Source organism: Flavobacterium sp. RNTU_13 (assembly GCF_046614455.1).
In the GTDB taxonomy this organism is placed as follows: Bacteria; Bacteroidota; Bacteroidia; order Flavobacteriales; family Flavobacteriaceae; genus Flavobacterium.
The window spans coordinates 1-25,143 of sequence record NZ_JBKJHB010000003.1 but is presented as its reverse complement, the minus strand read 5'-3'; the positions used below and the strand labels follow the sequence as shown (position 1 = coordinate 25,143).

Annotated in this window: 19 protein-coding genes; 9 read left to right on the top strand and 10 right to left on the bottom strand. The window is 40.8% G+C overall.

Annotated features, from left to right (window positions below; all coding sequences use genetic code 11):
* Window positions 1-124: 124 nt before the first annotated feature.
* From ACLI08_RS08375 to rlmD, 3 genes are read right to left on the bottom strand one after another with little or no spacing between them, the layout of a single operon-like run.
* The gene (locus ACLI08_RS08375) at window positions 125-928 is read right to left on the bottom strand and encodes a DUF6048 family protein (protein WP_411428029.1); all 804 of its coding nucleotides are present in this window, start codon (window positions 926-928) and stop codon (window positions 125-127) included.
* Window positions 909-1,439 (bottom strand): DUF6452 family protein, encoded by a 531-nt coding sequence (locus ACLI08_RS08370; protein ID WP_411428028.1) that lies wholly within the window; start codon window positions 1,437-1,439, stop codon window positions 909-911. The genes ACLI08_RS08375 and ACLI08_RS08370 overlap by 20 nt, the downstream gene beginning before the upstream one ends.
* A gap of 12 nt (window positions 1,440-1,451) precedes the next feature.
* Window positions 1,452-2,864 carry a 23S rRNA (uracil(1939)-C(5))-methyltransferase RlmD gene (gene rlmD, locus ACLI08_RS08365; RefSeq protein WP_411428027.1) on the bottom strand — a complete coding sequence of 471 codons (1,413 nt, stop codon included), beginning with the start codon at window positions 2,862-2,864 and terminating at the stop codon, window positions 1,452-1,454.
* A 115-nt stretch (window positions 2,865-2,979) separates the two neighbouring features.
* Here rlmD and ACLI08_RS08360 point away from each other — a divergent pair, with 115 nt between their 5' ends.
* From ACLI08_RS08360 to ACLI08_RS08335, 6 genes are all read left to right on the top strand, one after another.
* The gene (locus ACLI08_RS08360) at window positions 2,980-3,831 is read left to right on the top strand and encodes a tetratricopeptide repeat protein (protein WP_411428026.1); all 852 of its coding nucleotides are present in this window, start codon (window positions 2,980-2,982) and stop codon (window positions 3,829-3,831) included.
* 6 nt (window positions 3,832-3,837) lie between these two features.
* Window positions 3,838-4,395, top strand: coding sequence for a DUF1697 domain-containing protein (locus ACLI08_RS08355; RefSeq protein WP_411428025.1), 558 nt, complete (start codon window positions 3,838-3,840; stop codon window positions 4,393-4,395).
* Between the two features lie 2 nt (window positions 4,396-4,397).
* A complete protein-coding gene (locus ACLI08_RS08350) occupies window positions 4,398-5,375 on the top strand; it encodes a helix-turn-helix transcriptional regulator (protein ID WP_411428024.1) in 978 nt (325 codons plus the stop codon).
* Window positions 5,376-5,507: 132 nt separating this feature from the next.
* Entirely contained in the window at window positions 5,508-6,752 is a 1,245-nt protein-coding gene (gene rocD / locus ACLI08_RS08345) for an ornithine--oxo-acid transaminase (protein WP_411428023.1), read from the top strand.
* A 19-nt stretch (window positions 6,753-6,771) separates the two neighbouring features.
* Window positions 6,772-7,233: a hypothetical protein gene (locus ACLI08_RS08340; protein ID WP_411428022.1), complete on the top strand. Its 462-nt coding sequence runs from the start codon at window positions 6,772-6,774 to the stop codon at window positions 7,231-7,233.
* Window positions 7,234-7,414: 181 nt separating this feature from the next.
* On the top strand, window positions 7,415-7,984 hold the full coding sequence (locus ACLI08_RS08335) for a Smr/MutS family protein (RefSeq protein WP_411428021.1): 570 nt from the start codon (window positions 7,415-7,417) through the stop codon (window positions 7,982-7,984).
* A gap of 50 nt (window positions 7,985-8,034) precedes the next feature.
* On the opposite strand, the gene ACLI08_RS08330 is transcribed toward ACLI08_RS08335, so the two are convergent.
* Genes ACLI08_RS08330 through ACLI08_RS08315 form a run of 4 tightly spaced genes read right to left on the bottom strand, consistent with a single transcriptional unit; the run spans window position 8,035 to window position 12,203 of the window.
* A complete protein-coding gene (locus ACLI08_RS08330; protein ID WP_411428020.1) occupies window positions 8,035-8,679 on the bottom strand; it encodes an alpha/beta hydrolase in 645 nt (214 codons plus the stop codon).
* Between the two features lie 3 nt (window positions 8,680-8,682).
* The gene (locus ACLI08_RS08325; RefSeq protein WP_411428019.1) at window positions 8,683-9,030 is read right to left on the bottom strand and encodes a hypothetical protein; all 348 of its coding nucleotides are present in this window, start codon (window positions 9,028-9,030) and stop codon (window positions 8,683-8,685) included.
* Window positions 9,020-10,276 (bottom strand): dihydroorotase, encoded by a 1,257-nt coding sequence (locus tag ACLI08_RS08320; protein WP_411428018.1) that lies wholly within the window; start codon window positions 10,274-10,276, stop codon window positions 9,020-9,022. Before ACLI08_RS08320 ends, ACLI08_RS08325 begins: the two co-directional genes overlap by 11 nt.
* A gap of 1 nt (window position 10,277) precedes the next feature.
* Window positions 10,278-12,203, bottom strand: coding sequence for a BatA domain-containing protein (locus tag ACLI08_RS08315; protein ID WP_411428017.1), 1,926 nt, complete (start codon window positions 12,201-12,203; stop codon window positions 10,278-10,280).
* Between the two features lie 116 nt (window positions 12,204-12,319).
* On the opposite strand from ACLI08_RS08315, the gene ACLI08_RS08310 reads away from it, so the two are divergent.
* On the top strand, window positions 12,320-13,426 hold the full coding sequence (locus ACLI08_RS08310) for a lactonase family protein (protein ID WP_411428016.1): 1,107 nt from the start codon (window positions 12,320-12,322) through the stop codon (window positions 13,424-13,426).
* Between the two features lie 73 nt (window positions 13,427-13,499).
* Here ACLI08_RS08310 and ACLI08_RS08305 read toward each other — a convergent pair whose 3' ends face one another.
* Window positions 13,500-14,846 carry a DEAD/DEAH box helicase gene (locus tag ACLI08_RS08305; RefSeq protein WP_411428015.1) on the bottom strand — a complete coding sequence of 449 codons (1,347 nt, stop codon included), beginning with the start codon at window positions 14,844-14,846 and terminating at the stop codon, window positions 13,500-13,502.
* Window positions 14,847-15,019: 173 nt separating this feature from the next.
* Complete coding sequence (locus ACLI08_RS08300) at window positions 15,020-20,503, bottom strand: T9SS sorting signal type C domain-containing protein (RefSeq protein ID WP_411428014.1); 5,484 nt, start codon at window positions 20,501-20,503, stop codon at window positions 15,020-15,022.
* 450 nt (window positions 20,504-20,953) lie between these two features.
* On the opposite strand from ACLI08_RS08300, the gene ACLI08_RS08295 reads away from it, so the two are divergent.
* Window positions 20,954-21,223 (top strand): hypothetical protein, encoded by a 270-nt coding sequence (locus tag ACLI08_RS08295; RefSeq protein ID WP_411428013.1) that lies wholly within the window; start codon window positions 20,954-20,956, stop codon window positions 21,221-21,223.
* Between the two features lie 65 nt (window positions 21,224-21,288).
* Here ACLI08_RS08295 and ACLI08_RS08290 read toward each other — a convergent pair whose 3' ends face one another.
* A complete protein-coding gene (locus tag ACLI08_RS08290) occupies window positions 21,289-23,673 on the bottom strand; it encodes a T9SS type A sorting domain-containing protein (RefSeq protein ID WP_411428012.1) in 2,385 nt (794 codons plus the stop codon).
* A 216-nt stretch (window positions 23,674-23,889) separates the two neighbouring features.
* Between ACLI08_RS08290 and lysA the strand changes: the two genes are divergently transcribed.
* Complete coding sequence (gene lysA, locus ACLI08_RS08285; protein ID WP_411428402.1) at window positions 23,890-25,122, top strand: diaminopimelate decarboxylase; 1,233 nt, start codon at window positions 23,890-23,892, stop codon at window positions 25,120-25,122.
* Window positions 25,123-25,143 lie beyond the last annotated feature (21 nt).

Genomic DNA, 25,143 nt, shown 5'->3' with positions numbered 1-25,143 from the left:
CCTGAAAACATCATACTCTACAGGTTGATTTTATGTTTTTTTCCGCGCTATATATAAAACAAAACAGCACCATTACACAGAGTACGTATTGGTGCTGCTTCGTTATTATTGCGAGGAAAACTATTTACTGCTTTTTGTCTGAAGCTTTACCACTCTTTGATTCGTCTGTTTTCTTTGACGCTGATTTTTTATACAACGGGATAAAATAAGAGACAGTATAATTTATGCCCACACCAAAGCTACCATCGTAGGTACGGTTAAATCCCGGTATATAAAGGTTATCAAAACCTGCAGGTTTTTTATTAGCCAGCAGCGTATTTAACCTTACACTAAAGCCCATAAATATGTTGCTTATAACTTCAGCCTTCACCCCTCCAACTACTTCCAGCCAGTGCGCCGACAGCCCACTGAAATTACTACCGGGATAACGGGTAACGTCATCAAAATAATTGTCGGTTTCGTCGGTACTGGTTACATCAGAATTTTGGTACACTTTATAAGAATTTACACGCTGCGAGAAAGTAGAAAAACCGTACCTGGCACCTACGTAAATCATATTATTCATATCCAGCCAGTTCTCGTAAGCATTGTAGTCAAAACCCAGTTTAATGTAGCTGCCTTTAGCGGTAAAGTTTATACGGTCGTCATCAATATCAAATGTAACACTACCGGCCTCACCGGCTGCATATATCTTTTTAGTTAAGCGGTAATCTGCCACAACCTCAAGGCCTTTAAACCCTTTCTCGTAAAATGTTCTGGCAAAACGGTATACGTCTACGCCCACGCGCAGGCCGTAGCGGTCATATTTTGGCTTTACACTTAGCACGGTGTTGGTGGTATCGGCGTTTTTCACCTTAAGTTCCTGCTGCTGCTGCGCAAATCCGTTAAACGAAGCGAGGAGCAAAACACTAAAAATAGATCTTAACATGTACTTCATCTTCGTTTATAATTTCAGGATTTTCTATACGTGCATCACGCAGCCAGTCGGCACCGTCGTTTCCGGTGGTAAGCACCGGGTTAACGTCAGTAGGCAGGCTGGGATTTAGCGTAAACAGTGTTTTAAAACCACACGCGCGCGATACATACTCATCTCGTGCTGTATATTTAAACTCAAGGTAATCAATATCTTCAAGCTTCTGCCCGGTATCGCTGTTATGGGTATATTTAAAGCCCCATTTTACAGATGTAGCATCTACCTTAAGCGGAACAGATGTAATGCTGTCTACTCTGCCTATGGCTATGGTATCCTGCATTCCCTCTACAAAAATTTTAAGGTTAGATACTGTTTTGTACGCTCCCCTGTTTTCGTTGTTGTAAAAAGCTACCTGCATATTAGGCGTGGTAAGGGTACCTTCTGCGCATATATCATCTTTTTCGCAGCTCATCATATAAGCCCCAATGATACACAACAGTACGGCACTGCCAATAAATCTTTTCATAGCGGTTTTTAATTATCGTTTTTCCAGAAGCACCACGTTTTCTACATGGTGGGTTTGCGGGAACATATCTACCGGCCTTACACGGGTTACTTTGTATACCTCATCCATAAGGGCAAGGTCCCGCGCTTGCGTAGCCGAATTACAGCTTACATATACCACACGCTGCGGCGCTATGCGCAGTATCTGGTCTACCACATCTTTGTGCATACCATCGCGCGGAGGGTCTGTAATAATTACATCGGGCTGTCCGTGGGTTTCTATAAACTCAGCATTAAATACATCCTTCATATCTCCTACAAAAAACTCGCAATTGGTAATATTATTGCGTACCGCATTTTCCTTGGCATCGGCTATGGCTTCGGGCACTGCCTCTACCCCAATTACCTTACCTGCCTTACGCGACACAAACTGCGCTATGGTACCTGTACCTGTATAAAGGTCGTATACCAGTTCGTTACCTGTAAGGCCAGCAAACTCGCGTGTGATGCTATACAGTTCGTACGCCTGCTCAGAGTTGGTTTGGTAAAACGACTTAGCGTTTATTTTAAACGTAAGGCCTTCCATTTCTTCCAGTATAAAATCACGCCCTTTGTACAGTACCACATGCTGGTCGTACAGGGTATCATTTGCTTTTTGGTTAATTACGTATTGTAATGATGTAATACCGGGGAATGTATCGGCCAGGTAATCCATAAGCAGTTCGCGCTGCTCTTTGTTATCATCAAAAAACTGAATAAGCACCATTATTTCCCCCGTACTTGCTGTACGTATCATAAGCGTGCGCAGCAAACCACTGTGTTCCCTTGGGTTAAAAAACGCCATACCATGCTTGTTAGCAAAATCACGAATGCTGTTGCGTATGGCATTGCTTGGGTCGCCCTGAAGGTGGCAGTGGGTAATATCAAGAATTTTATCCCACATACGCGGAATATGGAAACCAAGGGCATTGCCACGTTCTATTTCTTCACCGCTTTGTGCCTCCTCATCGGTTATCCAGCGGGCGTTAGAAAAAGAAAACTCCATTTTATTACGGTAGTAAAACTGCTTGTCGCTCCCCTTAATAGGTTCAAAATCGGGCAACTCTATTTTACCAATGCGCTTAAGGTGGTTATACACCTCGTTATTTTTGTAATAAAGCTGTTTTTCGTATTGCATATTTTGCCACTTACAGCCACCGCACGAACCAAAATGCTGGCATGGCGGAATTACCCTGTCGGCACTGTACTCATGAAAATGCACGGCTTTACCCTCATAATACGCTTTACGTTTTTTAAAGGTTTGCACATCTACCACATCGCCTGGTACAACATTAGGTATAAAAATAACTTTACCATCTGGTGCTTTAGCTACCGATACACCTTTAGCGCCGGCATCTAGCACTGCAACATTAGTAAATACAATCTTGTCTGTTTTCTTTTTTCCCATGCGGCAAAAATACGTTTTTTAGCGTAAATATTTACGTATTTAAAACGGAGGGTAAATTAAGGTGAACGGTTAAAATTATTATCTTCGCCCTATAACCAATTAACCTGTCTTACACATGAAACCACTATTGCTTTTTATTGCTACATTTTTATTTTCTGTTCATATGGCCTATGGCCAGAAAGACGGACTTTATTTTGATAAAAAATACTATGAGTGCGAAAACAAATGGGTAGCGCTACCACAAAAAGAAGTAGAAAACACATACATCTATGGGTTTGTTTACCTTGATGGCAGTGCCGGATACACGTTTGATGTTCAGGGTAATTTTAGCGTAAATAGTGGTAAATTTTCTAAAGACAATACACAAAGAGAAAGCAGCTTAAAATATCGGCTTCCTAAGAGATATGCGCTTTTGGCGATACTACCTGATATCGCCTTAAAACAAATGGGATTACCCAAAGAGCCGGACTGGCTGAAAATTTACAGGGAAGGAGAAGATAATACAGACAGGCTGGTAAATAAAGGCTTTTTGTTAAATGATGTAGAAGCTTCTGCCGAAGCCATACCTGTACTGCTTAAAGCGTACGGCAAAGATCCACATTACAAAGGGCTTGAGTTTGAACTGGCATTTGCATACAATGCCACAGAGCAATACACTACAGCCATCGAAGTGCTGAAAAAAGCGCTTTCTGTAGACCCTGAAAATTATATGTTTTATAGGGAGTTAGGATATTCTTACCTACATAACCAAAATGCAGCCGAAGCAGAAAAACTATATACCAAAGGTATTTCTATATCTAAAGATGACGACCAAAGTGCAGAGATGGCTTTTAATATGGCAGGACATTACTATGGTTTAAAGGATAAGGTTAACTTTGCAAAATGGGCAGCAACGGCAAAAAAGTACATGAAAGATACTTCGCCATTTAAGCCCTATTTAGAAAAAATGGAAACCGAACTTAAATAAAACAGTATGCCAGCATACCTTGCCCTTTTTAGAGCCGTAAACGTTAGCGGACACAACGTTATAAAAATGGAACATTTACGAAGGCTGATGGAAGCCAACGGGTTTAAAAATGTAGCCACCTACATACAAAGCGGCAATGTAATTTTTGAAACGGAAGAAACAGACAAGGCTAAAACCGGCCGTACAATAGAACAACTATTATATAAAGAATACGGACACGATGTTTTTACCTTTATACTGGATAAAGCTGATTTGCAGAAAGCCATACAAAACAATCCTTATACTACTGCCGAACCTGAACCGCAGGGCGTTAAAAAATATTTTGTAACGTTTCTTTCGGGCGAGGCTACCACACAGGGTATGGATCAGTTAAAAAAATATAACCGCAGCGACGACGAGTTTAAAGCTGTGGGAAACATACTGTACTTAAAACTATCGCGCAGTGCTGCCGATTCTAAGCTTACCAATTCTTTTATTGAAGGGAAACTGGGGCTGAAAGCCACCATACGCAACTGGAACACCACGCTGAAATTAATGGAGATGCTAAACGAACCTTCTGTATAGCAATGAACCGTTTTGACCGTATTACCGCCATATTAATACAACTACAATCTAAAAAGGTTGTAAAAGCGCAGGATCTTGCCGATAGGTTTGGTATAAGCCTGCGCACGGTGTACCGTGATATACGATCGTTAGAAGAGGCAGGTATACCACTATATGGCGAGGCGGGCGTGGGATATTCTTTGGTAGAGGGCTACCGCCTTCCCCCTGTTATGTTTACCCCAGAGGAGGCAGTGGCCTTTATAACCGCCGGTAAACTTATGGAAAAGTTTACCGATAGTGGTGTACAGGGCAACTTTGCTTCCGCACTTTATAAGGTAAAGGCAGTATTGCGCAGCACCGAAAAAGATTTAGTAGACAGCCTTGAAAACCAAATAGATGTACTTACCTACCATAAAAACATACCACAAGGCAGTACCGCCCTGGATACGTTGCTAAAAGCTATTGCAGAAAAAAAAGCTGTGAGTATGACCTACAAAGCATTTGGCAAAGAAAATGAAAACGAACGCACTGCAGAGCCCATAGGTGTTTTTCATGAAAATGGCTATTGGTATACTATAGCATGGTGCCATTTACGAAACGAATACAGGCAGTTCCGTATAGACCGCATTGTGAAAATACAGCTTACCACTACTGCACAGCAAGGCCACGTAAGCCTTAAGGAATACCAGCAGCTATACCCTAAATCCTGGGAGCAATATCCTTATGAAAAAGTGGTGCTCAGGATAAAGAAAAACACAGTGCCCTACTTAAACGAAAGGCGCCATTTTTACGGCTTTACAGAAGAAAAAGATTTGGGCGACCTGGTAGAGATGACATTTTTTACACAATGGGCCGAAGAAGGCTTGCTACGCTGGTACCTTATGTTTGCAGACAGCGCAGAAATAATATCTCCAGACTGGCTTAAAACAAGCGCCGCAACTTTACTGGCACGCATCATTGAAAAGAATAACTTTAACGTGCCTGTGCAAAATCAACAATAAATTACACAATCCATATTTATTTATTGTTTAATCTAAAATATCCTTAAATTTTATTAATTTGCACTAAAAAGGATGATTTCTCTCCTATTAAGAAGGAATTGACGATTTTACTTTTACGAAAATTACTTCATTATGCCGGTTTTAGACAAAATTAATACCGAGAACGCCATTGCTCTGGAAGACAAATACGGAGCACACAACTACCACCCGCTTCCCGTAGTATTATCTCGCGGTGATGGCGCTTACGTATGGGACGCTGAAGGAAAACGCTACTATGATTTTCTTTCGGCTTATTCTGCCGTAAACCAGGGACACTGCCACCCGAAGATTGTAAATGCACTTGTTAACCAGGCACAGACCCTTACATTAACCTCGCGCGCTTTTTATAACGACCAGCTAGGCCGTTATGAGGAGTACGTAACCAAATTCTTTGGGTTTGATAAGGTATTACCCATGAATACCGGCGCCGAAGCAGTGGAGACTGCCATAAAACTTTGCCGTAAATGGGCTTATGAAAAGAAGGGCATTGCAGAGCATGAAGCAAAAATAATTGTATGCGATGGCAATTTCCACGGGCGCACCACCACTATTATATCGTTTAGTAACGACGAAAACGCACGTAAAAATTTTGGCCCTTATACAGCCGGTTTTATAAGCATACCTTATGATGATATTGCCGCGCTGAACCACGTATTAAAAACGGAAACTAATATTGCAGGTTTACTTATAGAGCCTATTCAGGGCGAAGCAGGCGTGTATGTGCCTGCCGATGGTTATTTGGCTCAGGCCAAAACCTTGTGCGAACAAAACAACGTACTGTTTATAGCAGACGAGGTACAAACAGGAATAGCCCGTACAGGTAAGCTCCTTGCCGTACATCATGAAAATGTGCAGCCCGATATACTTATACTGGGTAAGGCATTATCGGGCGGGGCATATCCTGTAAGTGCTGTACTGGCAAACGACGATATAATGAATGTAATAAAACCGGGGCAACACGGCTCTACTTTTGGCGGGAATCCTATTGCTGCGGCAGTGGCAGTAGCTGCATTAGAAGTAGTGAAAGAAGAAAAACTTGCCGAAAATGCAGAACACCTTGGAAATGTTTTCAGGAAAAAAATGAATGCGTATATTGCAGGCAGTAACATAGTGTCGCTGGTACGCGGAAAAGGTTTGCTTAATGCCATTGTAATAAATGACACTGAAGACAGCTCTACAGCATGGGATATTTGTGTAGCTATGATGCACAATGGCCTGCTTGCCAAGCCTACACACGGTAATATTATACGTTTTGCACCACCGCTTGTAATGACTGAAGAACAACTTGAGGAATGCGTTACCATAATTACCAACACGTTACAGGAATTTGAAAAGTAACTAATCAATTTTTTATATTATGGAGCAATTCTACAAAGATTCCTCTTTCGAATCATTTGAATTACGTGTAACCGAAGAAGCTAAAAATCACCTGCGCGTAGCAGGCGGATGGGGCCTGTTTATTTCTATTGTAGGCTTTATTATCATTGGGCTTTCACTGCTAATGTCATTCATTGTAATGGTAGGAGCCGGTAATATGCCCGCAGGTGCCATGCCTTTTAATCCTGCGGTTGTGGGCGTATTCATGTTAGTGTTTAATATTTTTTGGGCCATACCGGTAGTTACCTTATTCCGTTTCTCGATTAAAGCCCGTAACGCCGTTGCCGACATGAACACAGAGCAGCTTACACAGGCATTTGCAAACCTTAAGTACAACCTTATGTTTGCGGGTATCCTTATCATTTTAAGTATTGTAATGTATTTCGTCTTGATAATCGCGGTAGTTTCTACTGCTGCTGCAGGCCTTGGCGGACGCTTTTAATTTTTTGTATTGAAGTTAGTTTATATCATAATAATATTTGCGTGCGGTTTTGTAGCGTTGTATCAGCAATCGCTACCTAAGCCAAACCCACTGATAATGGCACCCTGCATAATGGTATTTATGCTTGGGCTTATGAAATTAATGAGTAAAGTACCGGGAAAAAAAGAAAGGGATAATAACGATGAAGTTTAAGGCAGGCGATAAAGTTACCGTTATAGACGATTCTTTTAGCGGAACAGTAAAGTCTTACAAAAAAGATGGCAGCGTTGCTATAATTACTACAGAAGGATTTGAACTTCTTTTTTCTGAAGCAGAACTTTTAATGAATAATAACAGCGAAATAGGCTCTTTCTTTGCAGGGAAGAGCCTTAGTGCTGTTATAAAGGAAAAGGAAACACCGGGTAAATACAAACCAAAACCTTCTATCCTATCTGAAAAAAAATCCCGTAAGGAAAATGTGGTCATAGAAATAGACCTGCATATAGAAAAACTGGTGCGAAATAAAAAAGGGATGAGCAATTATGACATCCTTACCCTGCAAATGGATACCGCGCGCCATCATGTAGAATACGCCATAAAAAATCGTATTCCCCGGGTGGTATTTATTCACGGTGTGGGCGAAGGTGTATTAAAATCAGAACTCGACTATTTACTGGGGCGTTATGAACAAGTAACCTTTGGCGACGCAAACTACCAAAAATATGGCCTAGGGGCCACTGAGGTTTACATAAAGCAAAACCCCGGAAGATAAAATAAGACAAAAAGAAGCGGATTTATATAATTATAAGTCCGCTTCTTTTTTTATTTAGACAACCACTTTAGCAGGTCATAGAAATTTTGGGGTGCTACCCCATGCCCTACCGGATATTCATGGTACTCATTTTTAATACCAAGGCCATTTAAGTATTCCGGGGCTTTACGTGCCCACTCCACAGGTATTACCTGATCTACAGTGCCATGCGAAATAAAGAAATCCAGGGCATCTGCACCGTTACCCTTACCGTTTTCCGGTAATATGGGTGTATGTAAATAGCCGCTTAACGCCGCCACACGCTGCACTTTTTCAGGAAAGTTAAGCGCTACCGCATAGCTTAATATAGCGCCCTGGCTAAATCCTATGAGCGTTACCCTGTTTTTGTCTACCGGATAGTTGCTTACCACTTCGTCAATAAAACGGGCTATTAAGTCGCGTGATTGCACCGCCTGGGTGTCATCGGTAAACTTGTTCATGTCTGCATCAAAGTTAATGGCATACCATGCAAAGCCATAACCCGGCAATGTATACGGCGCGCGTACTGAGATGATAAGGTACTCGTTTGGCAACTGGTCTGCAAAGCCAAACAAATCTTCTTCATTACTGCCATAACCGTGTACAAGAACAAGTAAAGGATAACTTTCCTGCTGTAATTTTGGCTGGCGTATAAGGTGATATAATGAGAAATCCATAGACTAAAAATTTTTAAAAAACTTTTGGAACAAATTTCCCAAAAGCGGAATAGGCCGTGTTTGCCCTGCTATGGCGGTGTAGATACCGTAGGTCCATAAAATAGATATAAAAATCCAAAACGGATATACAATCATAGGGTTCCAGTAACCGCTAAGAGTATACCCTATAATAATAAAAAGTAGCGAAAGCCCCAGCGCCTGTCTTACATGGAAAGAGGCATAGGGATTCTTATCTTCTGAGTTCATAGAAAGCGCTATAAACGCGCCTACCACAAGTATATATGCCGTAATGGCGGCGGGCTTACCCTTTTCTATTACTTCCGGGCTAAACGAAGTATTACTATTTTGCATTTAAAACCAATTTACCATTATTATAAATGCCATACGCTTTCCCTTTTAGGCTCTGGCCAAAAAACGCTGAATTTTTTGACTTAGATAATACATCAGACTCAGTAAATGTGCTATTACCGTCGGGGTTAAACAGCGTAAAAGATGCCGCAGCGCCCTCTTGTATAGATACACTTTGCAAACCAAATACAGATCGGGCAGCGGTAAGTTTTTCTATAACAACATCCAGCGGAAGTATCGTATTTAATGCTCCGAAAGCTGTTTCTAAACCTATAGTACCATCTTTTGCAAGGTCAAACTCAAGTTTTTTAACCTCCACATCAAGCGGGTTGTGGTCTGATGTTATAACGTCTATAGTGCCATCCATTACTCCGTCTACAAGCGCCTTGCGCTCGTCCTCAGGGCGTAGTGGTGGCAGTAGTTTATAATTACTGTCAAAATCAGCCAGCACCTCATCGGTAAACAACAGGTTGTGCACAGCCACACTACAGGTTACGTTAAGGCCTTTAGCCTTTGCTTCCCTTATAAGCTGCACAGACCTGGCTGTACTAATGGTAGGTATATGCAACTTGCCACCGGTATACTCTAGCAGGTACAGGTTACGCGCTACCTGAAGTTCTTCGGCAAGTGCGGGGATACCCTTTAATCCCAGGCGGGTACTTACTTCACCCTCATGCACCACACCCTTCCCTTTAATTTTATCGTCTTGCGCCAATGCTATAACAAGCCCATTAAAATCCTGAACATACTGTAATGCTATTTTAAGCAAATTAGCATCCTGCAAGGCTTTCTGGTAATCGCCAAAGGCTATGGCGCCGGCATTCTTCATATCAAAAAGTTCGGCTATATCTTTACCTTCACTGCCTTTTGTTAATGCCCCTATGGGATGAATTTTTGTTGCAGTATGTGCCGACTTGCTCAACAGAAAGAAAATATCAGCCTGTTTATCGGCTACGGGTGCACCACTTGGCTGTACAGCCACGTCTGTAAATCCGCTTTTCGCTGCTACATCAAGGCCGTTAGCTATCGTTTCCCTATCTTCATGCCCCGGTTCACCAAAACTTACCGAACTGTCGAACCAGCCTTGTGAAACGTGAAGGTTATCTAACTCAATGTTTTCGAAATCAGGCGCAGACAGCTCTTTACCAATTTTAGAAATTATTCCGTTTTGTACCTCAATATCTACAGTTTGTTTGTGGTACGCACTGGATGGATCTACAATAACGGCGTTTTTAAAGATCAGGTTCATTTTATTTTACAAATTTTTGTATCAGTAATTCGGCAATCAGTAATAACAAGGTAGCCATTACAAACCATTTCCATAATTCGCTGGCAGTCCTTGAAGAGGTAATATCGTTAAATACGGTAGCGATAGAATCTGCTTTAGTAAAGCCACTAAAAGCACCGGTATTTTTATTCGTAAGGTCGCTTTCGGTACGCGGATAGTTAAAACTTATATCCTTTAGCTTTTCGTTTCCTTTATACACGGTATAATTACCGGCAGTTTCGGGGTAACTGCCAAAAGACAGTTTTACTTTATTACTAAGCAACTGCTGCGCAGGCACAAAATCACTTGTACCATTTTTTACAGTAACTACCTCATCTTTGCCCAAAACAGTATCTATTAGCAAACTCTGGTTAGCGCCTATGGTTATGGCACTCACACCTGTTTTACCGCTGTTTTGCCCCATATTGTAAAAGGTAGGAACAATAAGCGGCGAGTTCTGAAAATTAGACGCCGGCTTGTTAATCGGGGCAGCAAACACGTACACATTACCCAGCTTATTTGTTACCGCCGCCAAAAATGGAGATTGGTCTGCATAGCTCAGTACTGGTACCGCATTGCCCGAAAGGGTAAAACTACCGATTACCTGAGGGTATTGAAAATTCTCGATTTTCTTTTCAAAAACCGTTTGATATAGCGGATGGTTGAAGGCAATTTTTGTAATCTGCTTCTCTGCCTTTGCATAGGCTTTGTATTGTACCCCGCCAAATACCGATACCAAATTGTTAAGCGACTGGACGCTGCTATTTACTGCAGGTATTACCACAACGTTACCACCTTTTGCGTAAAAATCTTTTAGGGTGGTAACTAATGACTGCGGTATGTCTTCCAGTTCGTTTAGTATAATGGCATCCTGTTTTTCAAGGCTGTTATAATCCAGTGTGTTTAGCGGCGTGCTTGTAAAATTAAATTCGTCAGCGGTATAAATCCTGCCCAGGAAGTTATTTTTATCTGCACTACCCACGGCGAGCACATTAGACTTTTGCGGCTTAGAAATACTGAAATAATACGTATTATCATACGCCAGGCTATTATCTGTAAGTGTTACATAACCGTTAAAATCTTTTTTAGGGATGGTAAAAGCAGTGCTGTTTTTTTCAGCGTCAAACTTCACAAGTGTTTTTGCAAGTAATGATTTACCGTTGTAAAGCGCTACCGGTATATCGCCCTCTACATCGCCATATGCTTTAAGATTAACTTTAACCTCGTAGAAGTTATCCATTACCTGAGAGATGTAAACACTGTCTACAGCCACGTTACGCACGTTCTCGGCTTCTGGAGTAATAGCATAAGTTGTAGCGTTTTCAAAGCCCGAAACATACTTTGCGTCAAGGTTTACCGCATCAGATATTACCACAACATCTTTGCCTACCACCGGATTCTTTGTGCGGGCTTTGGTAAACATAAAATCAGGACGGAAAGCCACATCGGTATACTGCAGGTTTTGCAAATCCTTTTGAACGGATTTAATATCAGTATCCCACCAGGCTCCGTTATTTGTAATCAAGGAAAACTGCTGGTTTTCGGGAGTGTTTTCAAGGAGATCCTGTACGGCACGCTTGAGCAACTCGCCACGGTTACCCTTGGCTTGCATAGAAAAAGAATTATCCAGCAGCACTACAAGCTCATTACTGCGCTTATCATCGTCTTTTGCTTTAAAAAACGGCTGGGCAAACGCTATAATCAGCGCGGCAAGCAGCAATAGTCGCGTAGTAAGCAACAGCCATTTTTTAATGACTGAGCTTTTGCGGGTTTGCATATTAAGCTCCTTAAGGAAACGGACATTGGTAAAATATTGCTTTTTAAACCGCCTTAACTGGAACAGGTGCACCAATACAGGGATAATAAGCAAAAACAAGAAGTATATAATGTCCGGGTGTTTAAACTGCATTCGTTTGAAAGTTTGTCAAAAATACACATTTTTATCCGAATGGAAAACGTTAAATAGCAAGGCAATTTTTACATACTGCTTAAATACCTTACTTTTGCAGATATAATATACCTACAATGAAATTAATCAAAGCTTTAGCCCTTTTTACCGTAATAACCGCCTCTGCACAGGATAATTATAATCTTTTGGTGGGCACGTATACCAATGCCTGCCAGAGCAAAGGTATTTATGTGTATGATTTTAATGTAAATACGCTTGAAGCCAAGCTAAAATCAAGTACAGATGCGGTTATAAATCCCAGCTATTTAACGGTTACAAAAGATAAGAAATACCTTTACAGCGTTAACGAAGATGGTGCAAAAAGTACCGTAAGCTCGTTTAAGTATAATGCCGCTACAGGTAAGATAGACTTTATAAATAAAAAAGACAGCGGCGGAGCCGACCCGTGCTATATTATAAATGACGACAAAAATGTTATAGTGGCTAACTACACAGGTGGTACTATCAGCGTTTTTGAGCGGAAGCCAGACGGCAGCCTTTCAGATGCCGTACAGGTAGTAAAGCATAGCGGTAACGGGCCAGACAAATCAAGGCAGGAGGCGCCACACCTGCACATGGTATATTTTAGCCCCGATAAAAAGTATGTATTTGCTAACGACCTGGGTACAGACAAAATTTACATGTACAGCTATAACGCAGATGGCAAAGCAAAAACGCTTACACTAAAACAATCTTTTTCTGTAAAGGCCGGAAGCGGGCCAAGGCACCTGGTGTTTAATCCTAACGGTACCTTTGTACACCTGTTGCAGGAGCTTGATGGTACACTAACCACCCTTGATTACACCAATGATAAGCTTACAACCGTACAGGAAATAAATGTAAACCCTAACCTGCTGGGTGGTAAGCACGGCGCCGCAGACATTCACTTTAGTAACGACGGTAAGTTTTTGTATACCACAAACCGCGGTGATGCCAATACTGTTTCTGTGTTCAGGGTACATGCTAATGGTATGCTGAGCATGGTGCAGCAAATAAGCACCCAGGGCAGTGGCCCGCGTAATTTTATTGTGGGGCCAAACGATGGGTTTGTGCTTATTGCCAACCAAAACACAAACAACATAGCCATTTTTAAGCGCGATAAAAGTACCGGCTTCCTGAGCTACACCGGAAAAAAGATAGAGCTTTGCTCACCGGTATGCCTGGTGTTTACAGCCAATAAATAATTTGTACTTAATATTATAATGCAAAACGCCCAGAAAATCCGGGCGTTTTTATTGATAGTAGGTAAAGACGATATTATTTCTTTTTCTTTTTACCGGCAGCACGTTTTGCTTCTACCGCACGGTTCCTTGGGGCTGTTTTACGCGGTGTACGCTTGCCCGGCCCTCCCAGGTTTACCTTTTTGTTTTTGTCTTTTTTATCGTGGAAAGCTCCCCCACCCTCAAGTTTAGGCCTCTTAAGCAGGAATTTTACCTTTTTCTTGTCTTTTTCAAACTCCAGTAGCTTCTCCTCTATCTTTACGTTTTCGGGCATAGATAGCAGCGTGATTTCCTTTTCCATAAGCACTTCTGCCGCCAGCTGGATTTCTTCTTCCCTTGGCGATATAAAGCTTATGGCTGTACCTTCTTTATCCGCACGGCCTGTACGCCCTATACGGTGAATGTACTGTTCAGGCACTTCAGGGAACTCCATATTTATTACATGGGTAATATCTGAAATATCTAAACCACGTGCCATAACATCGGTAGTTACAATACCCCTTAGTTCGCCACGCTGAAACTCGGCCATGGTATTAAGCCTGTAGTTTTGAGACTTATTAGAGTGTATAACCCCAAACTGGCCCGAAAAATCATCATCGAGCGCCGTCATTACAAGGTCGGCTGTTTTTTTATTGTTTACAAAAACAAGCACGCGCTCCATGCTTTCATCTTCCAAAAGCTGTTTCAGCAAGTTTATTTTTGTAAGGAAGTTAGGCACTACATAACCTGTTTGTGCAATTTTTTCAAGCGGTGTACCACTTGGAGCCAGCGAAACCTCCTCAGGGAAATCAAAAAACTCATTCAGCATTTCATCCACTTCATCGGTCATGGTAGCCGAAAATAGTATGTTTTGCCTTTTCTCCTTAAGCATGGTAAGTATTGAGGTTACCTGAAAGCGGAAACCCAGATTCAGTATTTCGTCAAACTCATCTACTACAAGTTTTTGCAGTGCATCAAAACGTATAACATTATCCAGCGCCAGGTCCATAACACGGCCAGGTGTACCTACAAGTATATCTACACCCTGGTATACCAAGGTTTTCTGTGTATTGATATTAACTCCACCATATACACCCAGTACACGTACCGACATATATTTGGTTAGCTTTTCTACTTCGTCTGCCACCTGAACCACAAGTTCACGCGTAGGTACCAGTATAAGTACCCTTGGTGTATCTGTAGCCATAAACTTCCATTGTTTTAATATAGGAAGCAAGTAGGCAAAGGTTTTACCCGTACCCGTTTGTGCAATACCCATCATATCCCTGCCGCTCATTATTACAGGCATAGCGCGTTCCTGTATGGGTGTAGGCGTTGTAAAGCCCAACTCGTCTATGGCTTTTTGTAATGATTTAGGTAAATCCAGGTCTAAAAATGTGGACATTTTGTATACGTTTTAGCTGCAAAGATAATCCAAATACTCTTTAGGCAGAAATTTGCAGGCATTTAAAGGCTGTGCCCACAAAATCCTTAAAACAAAAAGCCGCTTTCAGCGTAGCATTTGCTACACACGGAAAGCGGCATTATTACAAGAAAGTATCTTTTACACGCTATGTGCTACAGAAATATTTTCTTGGTTGTTTTTTTGTTGTTAATGTCGGTTACCTGAACAATAAGCACCTGCTGCGCCGATGAAATACTGCTGCTGGTGTAAGTAGTAGCATTAATTCCGGCCTCGCTGTAAATTACTCTTCCGGTTAAATCAAACACTTCTACTTTGGCAATTATACTGTTAGCGGTTACCACACCTATGGTGTTGTTTTTAGCAAATACAATAACATCACTTACACTGTCTGGGGTATGTTTACCCAACGCCGTGGTGGTATAAATGATTTCGAACCTGTTAGCATACGTGCCTGCTTCTGCTGCAAAGGTATATGAGCTCTGTGTAAGATCTCTTATTATACCCTCCTGCTTGTCATTCAGGTAAATATGCTGCCCCGATGTAAATACTCCTTCAGTCTTAGGCAGTGCTATGGTAAAAGTTGTGGCAGCATCTGTCCTGAACTGTAATGGCAACACATCATTATCTGCAAAAGCAGCCCTTGCCTCTACCGAAAGCTCCTGATCCTGTACTAGCGAACCTAAGAATGTGGCGCTTTCGTTATTGTATAATCCGTCGTATCCATCATCATAACCTGCAGAAGTTTCCGGCAGGTATGCCACAAGCATTTGCCCGTACTCTGCACCGGTGTTATCGGTAAGGCTTAACCAGTAACGGTCTTTTTCTGCCTGCCTGAAGAATTGTGATACGTTTGCAGACCTACGCATACTATTGTTAAATACAACACTACTTACACCAGACTTGGTCTGCACAAGGAAGCCCTGACCTTTAGAAAGCAATGTGTCATCTGAATAGTAACTAAATCCGTTATTGTACGTACAACCTGCTGCCGTACAAACAGAATACGATACAGGATTTCGACTGTCGTTGCGTTTTCTCCAAACCCAGATTGTACCATTTATGTTGGCAGCGTTAGCGGTAAGGAAGTCAGAAATTTTAATAGGCGACGGGTAAGGATTACCTACAAGGTTATATCGGGTATTGCCCGTGCTGCCCGATGTTACAGGCACAGAAATATTACCATTGTTAGGTGTACCTGTAAAAGTACCAGTCCAAGCCGCCGGCTGCGGATTAGATGCGCTATACGGTGTCCAGCTATTTGGCATACGTATAAGGTATCCTTTACCTGTGCTGAATGTATCTCCAGAATTTGCCCTGGCAAATGCATTAGTTAACGGATTGAAGGTATAGAACCTGTTTGAAACCGTTTCAGGCGAAAACTGGGCCAGTGTTTGTCCACCAGTTACCGGTGTACTCCACATAGAGTAATCAAAAAGGAATAACGGTGACGAATTTTTAAACACATTAACTGTACCGGTATTCTGCGCGTTAGTAGTTTGGATAAGGTTGGCAGTATCGGCAAAATTAATCGTACTGCCATCTGCTACTGTTACACTTCCTGCAACAGTAAGGTCTACGCCAGGATTAACGGTTACCACCGCGTTGTTATCTACTACCAACGTACATGCAGCAAAGTCGGCTGTGATATTTAAGTCTCCCAATATATTAGCTACCGTGCCCGAAACAGGAAGTCCGTTAGACCATGAGGTACCGTCCCAGGTAGTGGTATTTACCGTTACAATACCGCTGCCGGAATAAACAGTACCACAGTTACCATTAGCTATCACTGCACGATAATACGTAGTAGCGGCAATTCCTGAAACTGTAAGTGTGGCGGTGGTATTGTTTATGCTTACCACTCCCCCGGTAAAGGAAGCATCCGGAGCCGACTCCCAGCGTGTTACCGTTCCTGTTAACCCTGATAAAGTTAGCGTAGCGCCACTTGTAGCAGGACAAATGGTAGTGCTACCATTTACTGTAACCGGGGCAAGTGTATTATATACTGTATATGCAGCTGTGTAAACGCCTCCGTTGTAATACACCTTCATATCGCCTGTAGCTATATTAGATGGTGTAGCTAGCGTAAGTGTTGTAGGGGTAGCACTGCTTATGGTAGCATTTACTGCCTGGCCCGAAGTATTTACAAAGGTAACTTTTGTAACCAGTGTCATATTAGTACCTGTTACTGTAACAACCTGGCCTGCTGCCGAACTGCAATACTGGTTCCTGCTCACAGCAGTTATAGTAGCGGTTTGGCCTGTAAATTCATCGGCACCTATGTCTGGTGTGGTGGTACTGCGGGTATCACCATCAAAGTCGGTTGTTACTGTACTAAGCGGTAAGGCATTTCCATCGGCAATGGTTACGCTATTGTTAGGTATGCGAAGGTAGTTCGTTGCTGATGGCGTAGTACTGGCAAACGGAACATTTTCTGTAAATGAATTACTTTCCCTTGGGGTAAGTATGGTTTTTGCAGCCGCAACAGTCTGCGCGGTAGTACTTCCCTGTTGCAGTATTAAAATATTTGTTGCCGGCGTACCTACATAGAAAATATTATTGTTAGAGTCTGTACTATAGTTTTCCATATTGGTAGCACTACGGTACAAGGCTGCTACCCTCCCTGATCCCTTAGGCACAGAGGTATTTACAATTATGTTATTCTTTAGTGTAAGGCTACACACTGTAGCGGTAGCAGATGCCCTGTGATAAATACCGAATACCCCGAGGTTAGTGCCTGACGATGTTGCATTTAAGTAAACAGTATTATTGTAAATATAGAATGCCGATGTTGCACCAGAATTACAGCGTATAGCGTTAATAGCGTTAGTACTGTTAGACAACGGCGCTGTAAGTGCTCCTATGTAATTGTTATATGCGTTAACTGTAGTTCCGCCGGTAAAGTTAAGTCCTAAAACTACACCGTTAGCACCAGATGCGCTCATAGACAGACCTGTAATTTTATTTCTATAGATATTTACCGTAGTACCGTTAGTTACTATAACACCCGAAACAGAAGGCCCGGTTACAGCCGAATGGTTAAAGCCGGAAAATGCGTTCTCATAAATATTTACAGTACCCGTTGCAGCTGTTACCTGCACACCTGCCACAGCCGTAGAACTTGCAGATGAAGAGTAATCTGCAAACGTATTATTTCTTATATTTAATACAGAAGAACTACTTGTGGTACCAATACCATACACAGATGCTCCTGTGCTACCCAAGTTGGTTATTGTGTTACCTGCAACATCAAGCCTTGTAGCTGTAGAAATACTACCCAGATTTATACCATATAGGATAGCCTGGCTGCTTATGTAAGAAATAGTGTTATTAGACACCGCTGAAACAGACCCAAAGCCACTTAGGTTAAAAATATATGCCTGACCTGTTCCTACAGTCCAGTTAGAAAAAGTGTTTGATGAAATTGTTTTTACAGGTGATCCTGTATCAGTTGAATAAATACCATAGGCTGTTGTAGTGCCACCCAGGGTTACATTAGAAAAATTATTATTGCTTATAGTAAGCTGGGCCGAATTTGAAGACGCTGGCGTGCCACCAAAATAAGCGTAAAAAGTACCCGATGTGTTTTTAGAAAACGAGCCTACAATGGCATTATTTGTAATGGTGTATATAGAACTTGCCGGCATTGCTACGTCATTTCTAAGTAGTGATACCGTTTTTGCAGCTGTATTAATAGAAAGGTTTGTAAACGTATTACCATCCATAGTCATGCTAAGTGCCTGAGATATGTTATATAAGAAACTTATTGTAGTTTGGCTAGATGCGGTAAACACTACATTACGGAAATCATTGTTGTTTAAGCGGATTAAATTAGTAGGCGTAGTGTTAGATGAGGTAGCAATACCGATTACCGAAGTATTATCCGCTGCGGTAGTATAGGTTCCGAATACAGCAGATGCATCTCCCAGATGGTTACCGGAAATATCCAGAGTAGAAGAAACTGTTCCTGACTGTTGTATACCGGTAAGATATCCTTTGTTTAGCTGTGTGCCGCGTATGGTATTGTTTTGAATATATACCTGTGTACCTGTTCCTGATGTTTGGATTCCTATAAGGTAACCTGTACCATCCATCCTTAAATTTTCGGCAAGGTTGTTATTTATAGTAATATTTGCTGCTGCGGTAACGCGGTAAGGCCTCAACGCTCCAGACACATTAGTATAAACACTACAATTTCTCACAGTGTTATTATTCATAATCTGTGTTGAACCGCTAGATGTATTGTTAATGCCATAAACACTGGACTGATATGTGCTTGTTAGTCCCGAAACCCCTGCCGTTAACGATCCCGAAACCGATCCGCCGATAGTATTATAATTAGATGTATAGTTAGCCGAACTTAACAAGGATATTGCTATAAGGGTTGAAGGCAAATCAGCAGCACTCACAGATGAGATGCCGGCTACACTATTGTAGCTTACTGTAGCGCTATTAGTTGCCTGCATATAAATACCATACAGCGTAGTAGTGTATGTAGCGGCGGTAGATGCAGAAACAACTACAGAACCTGCAGTGTCTACACTACCTATGGTATTATTGTTCACATTATAGCTATAGCCATTAGCAATAATACCTACAAACGGAGATACATTGCTCCCCATGTTAACCGTGTTTTTAATACCCGCAATGGTGTTGTAAGATATTGTTGTACTACCTGCGGTAGTAGAAGTCACCACATCTATACCCCTCACAGAATAAGAGCTGGAACCGCTAAAAATACTATAACCCGTGCCTGCCTCATTAGAAAAACCTAATATGTTGTTAGAAATATTGTGCCCTGAATTAGCCGATGTACTTGCCAAAATGAAACGATGATACGTGGTAGCACTTAATGCAGCTGTAGTACGTTCTGCCGTCTGGAAAATTTTATTAGATGTAATGGTGGCATTATCTGTATCTGTGTTAAGATAGATACCCTCAGACGACACCGTAGCAGAAAAGCAGTCCTGTATAATGTTATTAGAAATAACAAGGTTACTGTTCGCAACCGAAGAACTGCTACCGTTTGAAGAAATACCACAGGCCGGCAGGTTAGTACCACTCGGCATTATGGTACAATAACTTATTTCGTTATTGTCATTACCTGTAGTGGTACCGCCAGACAGTACCACAGCACCCGAAAAAGTATTGGTACCCGACGCCTTAATGGTACAATTCTGTATTTGGTTGTAAGAAGCATCGTTAAGTAACAAAATAGTGGCAAGCCCCCAGTTGTTAGATGTAGATGTATTTTCTACCGTAAGCGAATTTCCTCCTGTGTTTAAGCCGTTTATATAAACGTTGTCCGCACCGTTAAGCCTGATTAAAGAGTTAGTATTATTACCTACAATGGTACGCGCTCCGGATGGCCTGATGTTTACCCGGCTCCAGGCTCCCTGATTTAATATTGCCGACGTGGTCCCCTCATTTGTGTCGGCAGTAATAGTGATGTTAATTGTGGCGTTTGTTTGCGCCGATGCATTAATTGCGTTAAACGCTAATCGTAAAGATGTGTAAGAGCCGTTACCCGATACCGCCCCCGAAACGGTAACCTGTGAGTATGCACTTACGCAAAACAAGCCGATGAGAATATTTAAAAAAATACTAATTCTCATCCATTTTTCTGATAGATTCTGCATAAATAAAATGAATTTTAACAATTATTTATTAGGTTTTTCCCTAAATCAAATCTATAGATTTACCTATATTGTCAAAATAACATAGATCAATACAACCACTTTTCAGAAAAATTTATATTTTATGTTTAATTTTAATGACAAACGAAAAATAACTTACCCTTTTTTAAAAAGTAAATAACAAAACGCGGTAAATAAATTTTGTAAGAAAATAAATACTAACAAATGTTAATTTATTAACAAGTCTTATGTTAAAACCGTACACAATGAAAAGTGCAATAATTAAATTTCAATCCTAAAATTAATTCGCTGAATGTTTAAGCTAAATACTAAAATTTACGTATTTATTTTTTAAATAGAAACAAATTGTTTTTTACTGCAACTTTTACCTTATTTTTAAGAGTGCATAAATTTCCTATTTGCTACCTTTAAAATAAAACGCAGATAAACAGTATGGAACAGTCAATAGAAAAGATAGCAGGGATATTACTTGATGAAGGTATAAATAGCAATATTCAGTACAGCATTACTGCCTATTCGTTAAATACAAAACTCAGCTTTAAATTTGAAAACGCCACTGATTTATTGGCACTTTTAAAGCAAACTGATGCAACATCAAATCCTGATAAAGCACTCATAGAAAAAGCAATTATAGATGCGGGTTTAAATCCTGAGCAGTTTTTCTACGTTAATTTCTTTAAAGAAAAAGTAACGGAATTATAAAGACAGAACCGTTTCCCTTTTTGGGAAACGGTTCTGCTTATTTTCTCGTAGCTTATTTTTTTGAATTATTTCACTACAAGTTTTTGGGTTTGCTCACCTGAACCGGTTTTTACGGTAACCATATACACACCACTTTGTAACGTAGATATGTCTATAGCATTATTGTTACCGGTTATGCGGCTTGTAAGTAACTCTTTACCTAGTACATCTGATATAACCACCGCAGCATCTGAACCGGTAACAGCGGGTGCTATCATTACTGTGGCCTTTGCCGGGTTAGGATACATAGTAAATACATTAGCGTTTACCGTTTGTGTACCTGATACTGTAGTTACCGTAGTTGTTACGGTGTTAGTAATTATTGGTTCATTAAAATCAAAATAAATCGCTGCCGATTGGCTCATGCTATCACCTACACCTACAGTTGCGGCAGGCTTAATCCTAAACGAAACGTAGCCATGGCTTTCCGCTTCGTCAGCACTCTCGTAAGCGAGATTAATATTATCAAAAACAAATTCCAGCATACCATCGGTACGATTTACCCTGTATCCATGGCTCGATGTTATACTTTGAAAAGTATCTATGTCCAGGTTGTCATCTACAGCAACAACTACCCTCACACGCTCTGCATTTGCAGTACCGGTATTTTGAAAACGAACCGTATAGTTAAGGAACTCGTCAGTTTGTGCTTCTGTAATCCATTCACCTTCGTGTACATGTATATCATTAGGGTCATAAGAATTGGTAGCTACAATATCATAATTAAAAGTATCATTTTCCGGATTAACATCGGTGCCAGATACTGTTACTGCTGCTCCAACAGAAATTAATGTACCTAAATTAACCGTAGGAGGTGTAGCCACTAAAAAGTTTACATAATGCCATACTCCATTTCCTGGCAGTATATCTTCGTACGTCCAGGTTATAGTATTACCGTTAACAGTACCTCCATCTGCATAGGTTACCGTGAGTAAAGCAGGGTCGTAAGTAAGGCTTATTGTACCGTTTTGTTCGGTAACATTACCCAGATTATATGCTCCTACCACATAAGAGGTTTCAAACCCCGGGCGAGGCAAATTGTTCGGATAAACATATACCGCCAAATCACTAAACGGTTCCGGAGTAGTTACGCAAAAGTTCTGGGTTATCGGTACACCGGTGTAGTCAATAGTAGCATATTGTAAATCAAACAAATAATTCTGTGAATTTATATTTGTAATCCATAAGTAACCACTTCCCTGTGGCAGATTGTAAAAATGATAACTGCCATCAGCTTCGGTAAAGGTATAAAACACTGCATTACCTATATTACAAGCTAATAACATTCCGCTGAGTGGCTGATCGTCTGCATCGCAGCCATTCCTTTCATCGTCAAAATGCACAATACCTGAAACACCTGCCTCGCCACTACACGTATTTGCAACAAGTTGTATTGGGGTTACAGTATATGTGCAAAAATCAAAAGTGGTTTGCATATATACCGTTTGGTTGGGTTGGGTATTTAAAAAGTATTCAGGTGTTGTAATAAGGTCTACACCCTGGTTTCCTTCCCAGGAAAGATAAAATTGCGCATAATGATTATTGGCTGGAGCCAACTGCCAAAGATTAAAAACCCCTATACCACTATTCTGTTCTAATTCGCAAGAGGTTAACGTTTGTGGGTCCTCAGTAAGTGTTTCTCCCGAAGTAATCGTTACAGTAAAAGAATCTTCATAAACACACGCCCCATCTGTTGGGGTGGCATATACATATATAGTAGCAGACTCCGTTAAAAGTGTGCCGGCATTATATTGTGTATTTCCGGGAGTAAGCGGACCTCCCGGCATACTATAGTAATTTCCGGATATAAGTGGCTGAAAAATGTATCCGGTACAGCTTACAACGTCTTCTATAGGGGGAATACCTGAATTTAATATAGTTACATAGAAATAAGTATCTATAATACAGGTGTTAGTACCTTCCTGTCCGTAAACATATATAATAGCATTCTCAGTTACACTCGATCCGGGAGGAAGAGGGTTACCGCTGCCACCGGGGTGTGTATAAAAACTTAAACCTGTTGGTAATGCGTCTAATACATATTGAGAACACACAGTTATGCTATCATGATGGTAAGAGCCTGAGCCAATAAATAAATTGAACGAATAAAGAGAAAAACTCCCTGTTTGTAAATCATCCAAACGTGCATACACAGTTTGCTGAGGCCATGAAGATAGTATAAAAGCATTAGGATTTGCAATGGCATTTGTACCTGTCGAAGCATCGGCAACTGTAATGTAAAAAGTTACCTGTGAGTTATTCGGGTCCTCGTTGCCCATTATTTCCGGAATACGAGTGGTAAGATCAAAAACCTCGTTATTACATTGATACATATCCGGAACAGGGGATATTTGTTGTGAAAAACCTAGACCAAACACAAAGAAAAAAACAGTGAGTAAAATATTTTTCATAGCTTTTTAAGTTTAATTTGTATTTAAATTTAACATTTTAACATAAAAAAACCCTACTTAAAAATACTAAAAAATTATCTGATAATGAAACTGGGTGATATATTTCCGATAAAAACAAAATTAAGTTACATATAAAACAAAATGTTATTTTTTGTTATTCTTTAGGTAGTAAATTGGTTCTCTGCTAATTGATAAGTAATTTTGCAGGATAACACGATTAAGATGGATGCGAAGACATTACTGCAACTTGCAGAAGAATTTGGAAACCCGCTGTATGTTTACGACGCGGAAAAAATACAAACACAGTATCATAAACTGGAGAAAGCTTTTAGTAAGGTAAAGCAACTAAGAATAAACTATGCTGTAAAAGCGTTAAGTAATATATCAGTATTAAAGTTATTAAAACAATTAGGATCCGGGCTGGATACAGTTTCAATCCAGGAAGTACAGCTGGGGCTTATGGCGGGGTACCAACCCGAAAAAATAATCTATACCCCTAACGGTGTTTCTTTGGAAGAAATTGAAGAAGTTGCAGCACTTGGTGTACAAATTAATATAGATAACCTTTCTGTACTGGAACAGTTTGGCGCAAAGCATCCCAGTGTACCGGTGTGCATCAGGATAAACCCTCACGTAATGGCCGGCGGAAATAGTAATATTTCGGTAGGGCATATAGATAGTAAGTTTGGTATTTCTATCCATCAGCTTCCGCACCTGTTAAGAATTGTGCAAAACACAGGTATGCATATAAATGGTATACACATGCACACAGGATCTGATATATTAGATATTGAGGTTTTTCTGTATGCCGCAGAAATATTATTTGATACGGCTAAAAACTTTAAAGAACTGGAATTTATTGATTTTGGTAGCGGATTTAAAGTGCCGTATAAAAAAGACGATATTCATACCGATATTGAAGAATTGGGTAAAAAACTCAGTAAAAGATACAATAGCTTTTGTGCAGAATACGGCAAGGACTTAACCCTTTGTTTTGAACCCGGTAAATTTCTGGTAAGCGAGGCCGGATATTTTATAGCTAAAGTAAATGTGGTAAAACAAACCACTTCTACAGTGTTTGCAGGGGTTGACAGTGGCTTTAACCATCTTATACGCCCTATGTTGTACGGCTCATACCACCATATAGAAAATCTTTCTAACCCGAAAGGCAAGGAACGATTTTATAGCGTGGTAGGTTATATATGCGAAACAGACACCTTTGCCAGCAACAGGCGTATTGCCGAGATCAAAGAAGGTGATTTGCTTTGTTTCCGTAATTCCGGAGCGTATTGTTTCTCTATGTCGAGTAACTATAACTCAAGAGTACGCCCTGCTGAAGTTTTATGGTACAACGGAAAAGGACACTTAATACGCAAACGTGAAACGTTTGATGATATAATACGTAACCAGGTTGTAATAGACTTAGAACCTGCCACCGTAAAAATTTAGGTTATATATATATTGTTTGTA

What these genes read in the sequence shown, in the direction of transcription:
- ACLI08_RS08315 (WP_411428017.1), bottom strand. Translation starts at nt 12,203, where the DNA reads ATGCAGTTTAAACACCCGGACATTATATACTTCTTGTTTTTGCTTATT.
- ACLI08_RS08320 (WP_411428018.1), bottom strand. Translation starts at nt 10,276, where the DNA reads ATGAACCTGATCTTTAAAAACGCCGTTATTGTAGATCCATCCAGTGCG.
- ACLI08_RS08310 (WP_411428016.1), top strand. Translation starts at nt 12,320, where the DNA reads ATGAAATTAATCAAAGCTTTAGCCCTTTTTACCGTAATAACCGCCTCT.
- ACLI08_RS08295 (WP_411428013.1), top strand. Translation starts at nt 20,954, where the DNA reads ATGGAACAGTCAATAGAAAAGATAGCAGGGATATTACTTGATGAAGGT.
- ACLI08_RS08290 (WP_411428012.1), bottom strand. Translation starts at nt 23,673, where the DNA reads ATGAAAAATATTTTACTCACTGTTTTTTTCTTTGTGTTTGGTCTAGGT.
- ACLI08_RS08355 (WP_411428025.1), top strand. Translation starts at nt 3,838, where the DNA reads ATGCCAGCATACCTTGCCCTTTTTAGAGCCGTAAACGTTAGCGGACAC.
- ACLI08_RS08370 (WP_411428028.1), bottom strand. Translation starts at nt 1,439, where the DNA reads ATGAAAAGATTTATTGGCAGTGCCGTACTGTTGTGTATCATTGGGGCT.
- ACLI08_RS08340 (WP_411428022.1), top strand. Translation starts at nt 6,772, where the DNA reads ATGGAGCAATTCTACAAAGATTCCTCTTTCGAATCATTTGAATTACGT.
- ACLI08_RS08335 (WP_411428021.1), top strand. Translation starts at nt 7,415, where the DNA reads ATGAAGTTTAAGGCAGGCGATAAAGTTACCGTTATAGACGATTCTTTT.
- ACLI08_RS08330 (WP_411428020.1), bottom strand. Translation starts at nt 8,679, where the DNA reads ATGGATTTCTCATTATATCACCTTATACGCCAGCCAAAATTACAGCAG.
- ACLI08_RS08305 (WP_411428015.1), bottom strand. Translation starts at nt 14,846, where the DNA reads ATGTCCACATTTTTAGACCTGGATTTACCTAAATCATTACAAAAAGCC.
- ACLI08_RS08360 (WP_411428026.1), top strand. Translation starts at nt 2,980, where the DNA reads ATGAAACCACTATTGCTTTTTATTGCTACATTTTTATTTTCTGTTCAT.
- ACLI08_RS08375 (WP_411428029.1), bottom strand. Translation starts at nt 928, where the DNA reads ATGTTAAGATCTATTTTTAGTGTTTTGCTCCTCGCTTCGTTTAACGGA.
- ACLI08_RS08350 (WP_411428024.1), top strand. Translation starts at nt 4,398, where the DNA reads ATGAACCGTTTTGACCGTATTACCGCCATATTAATACAACTACAATCT.
- rlmD (WP_411428027.1), bottom strand. Translation starts at nt 2,864, where the DNA reads ATGGGAAAAAAGAAAACAGACAAGATTGTATTTACTAATGTTGCAGTG.
- ACLI08_RS08325 (WP_411428019.1), bottom strand. Translation starts at nt 9,030, where the DNA reads ATGCAAAATAGTAATACTTCGTTTAGCCCGGAAGTAATAGAAAAGGGT.
- ACLI08_RS08300 (WP_411428014.1), bottom strand. Translation starts at nt 20,503, where the DNA reads ATGCAGAATCTATCAGAAAAATGGATGAGAATTAGTATTTTTTTAAAT.
- rocD (WP_411428023.1), top strand. Translation starts at nt 5,508, where the DNA reads ATGCCGGTTTTAGACAAAATTAATACCGAGAACGCCATTGCTCTGGAA.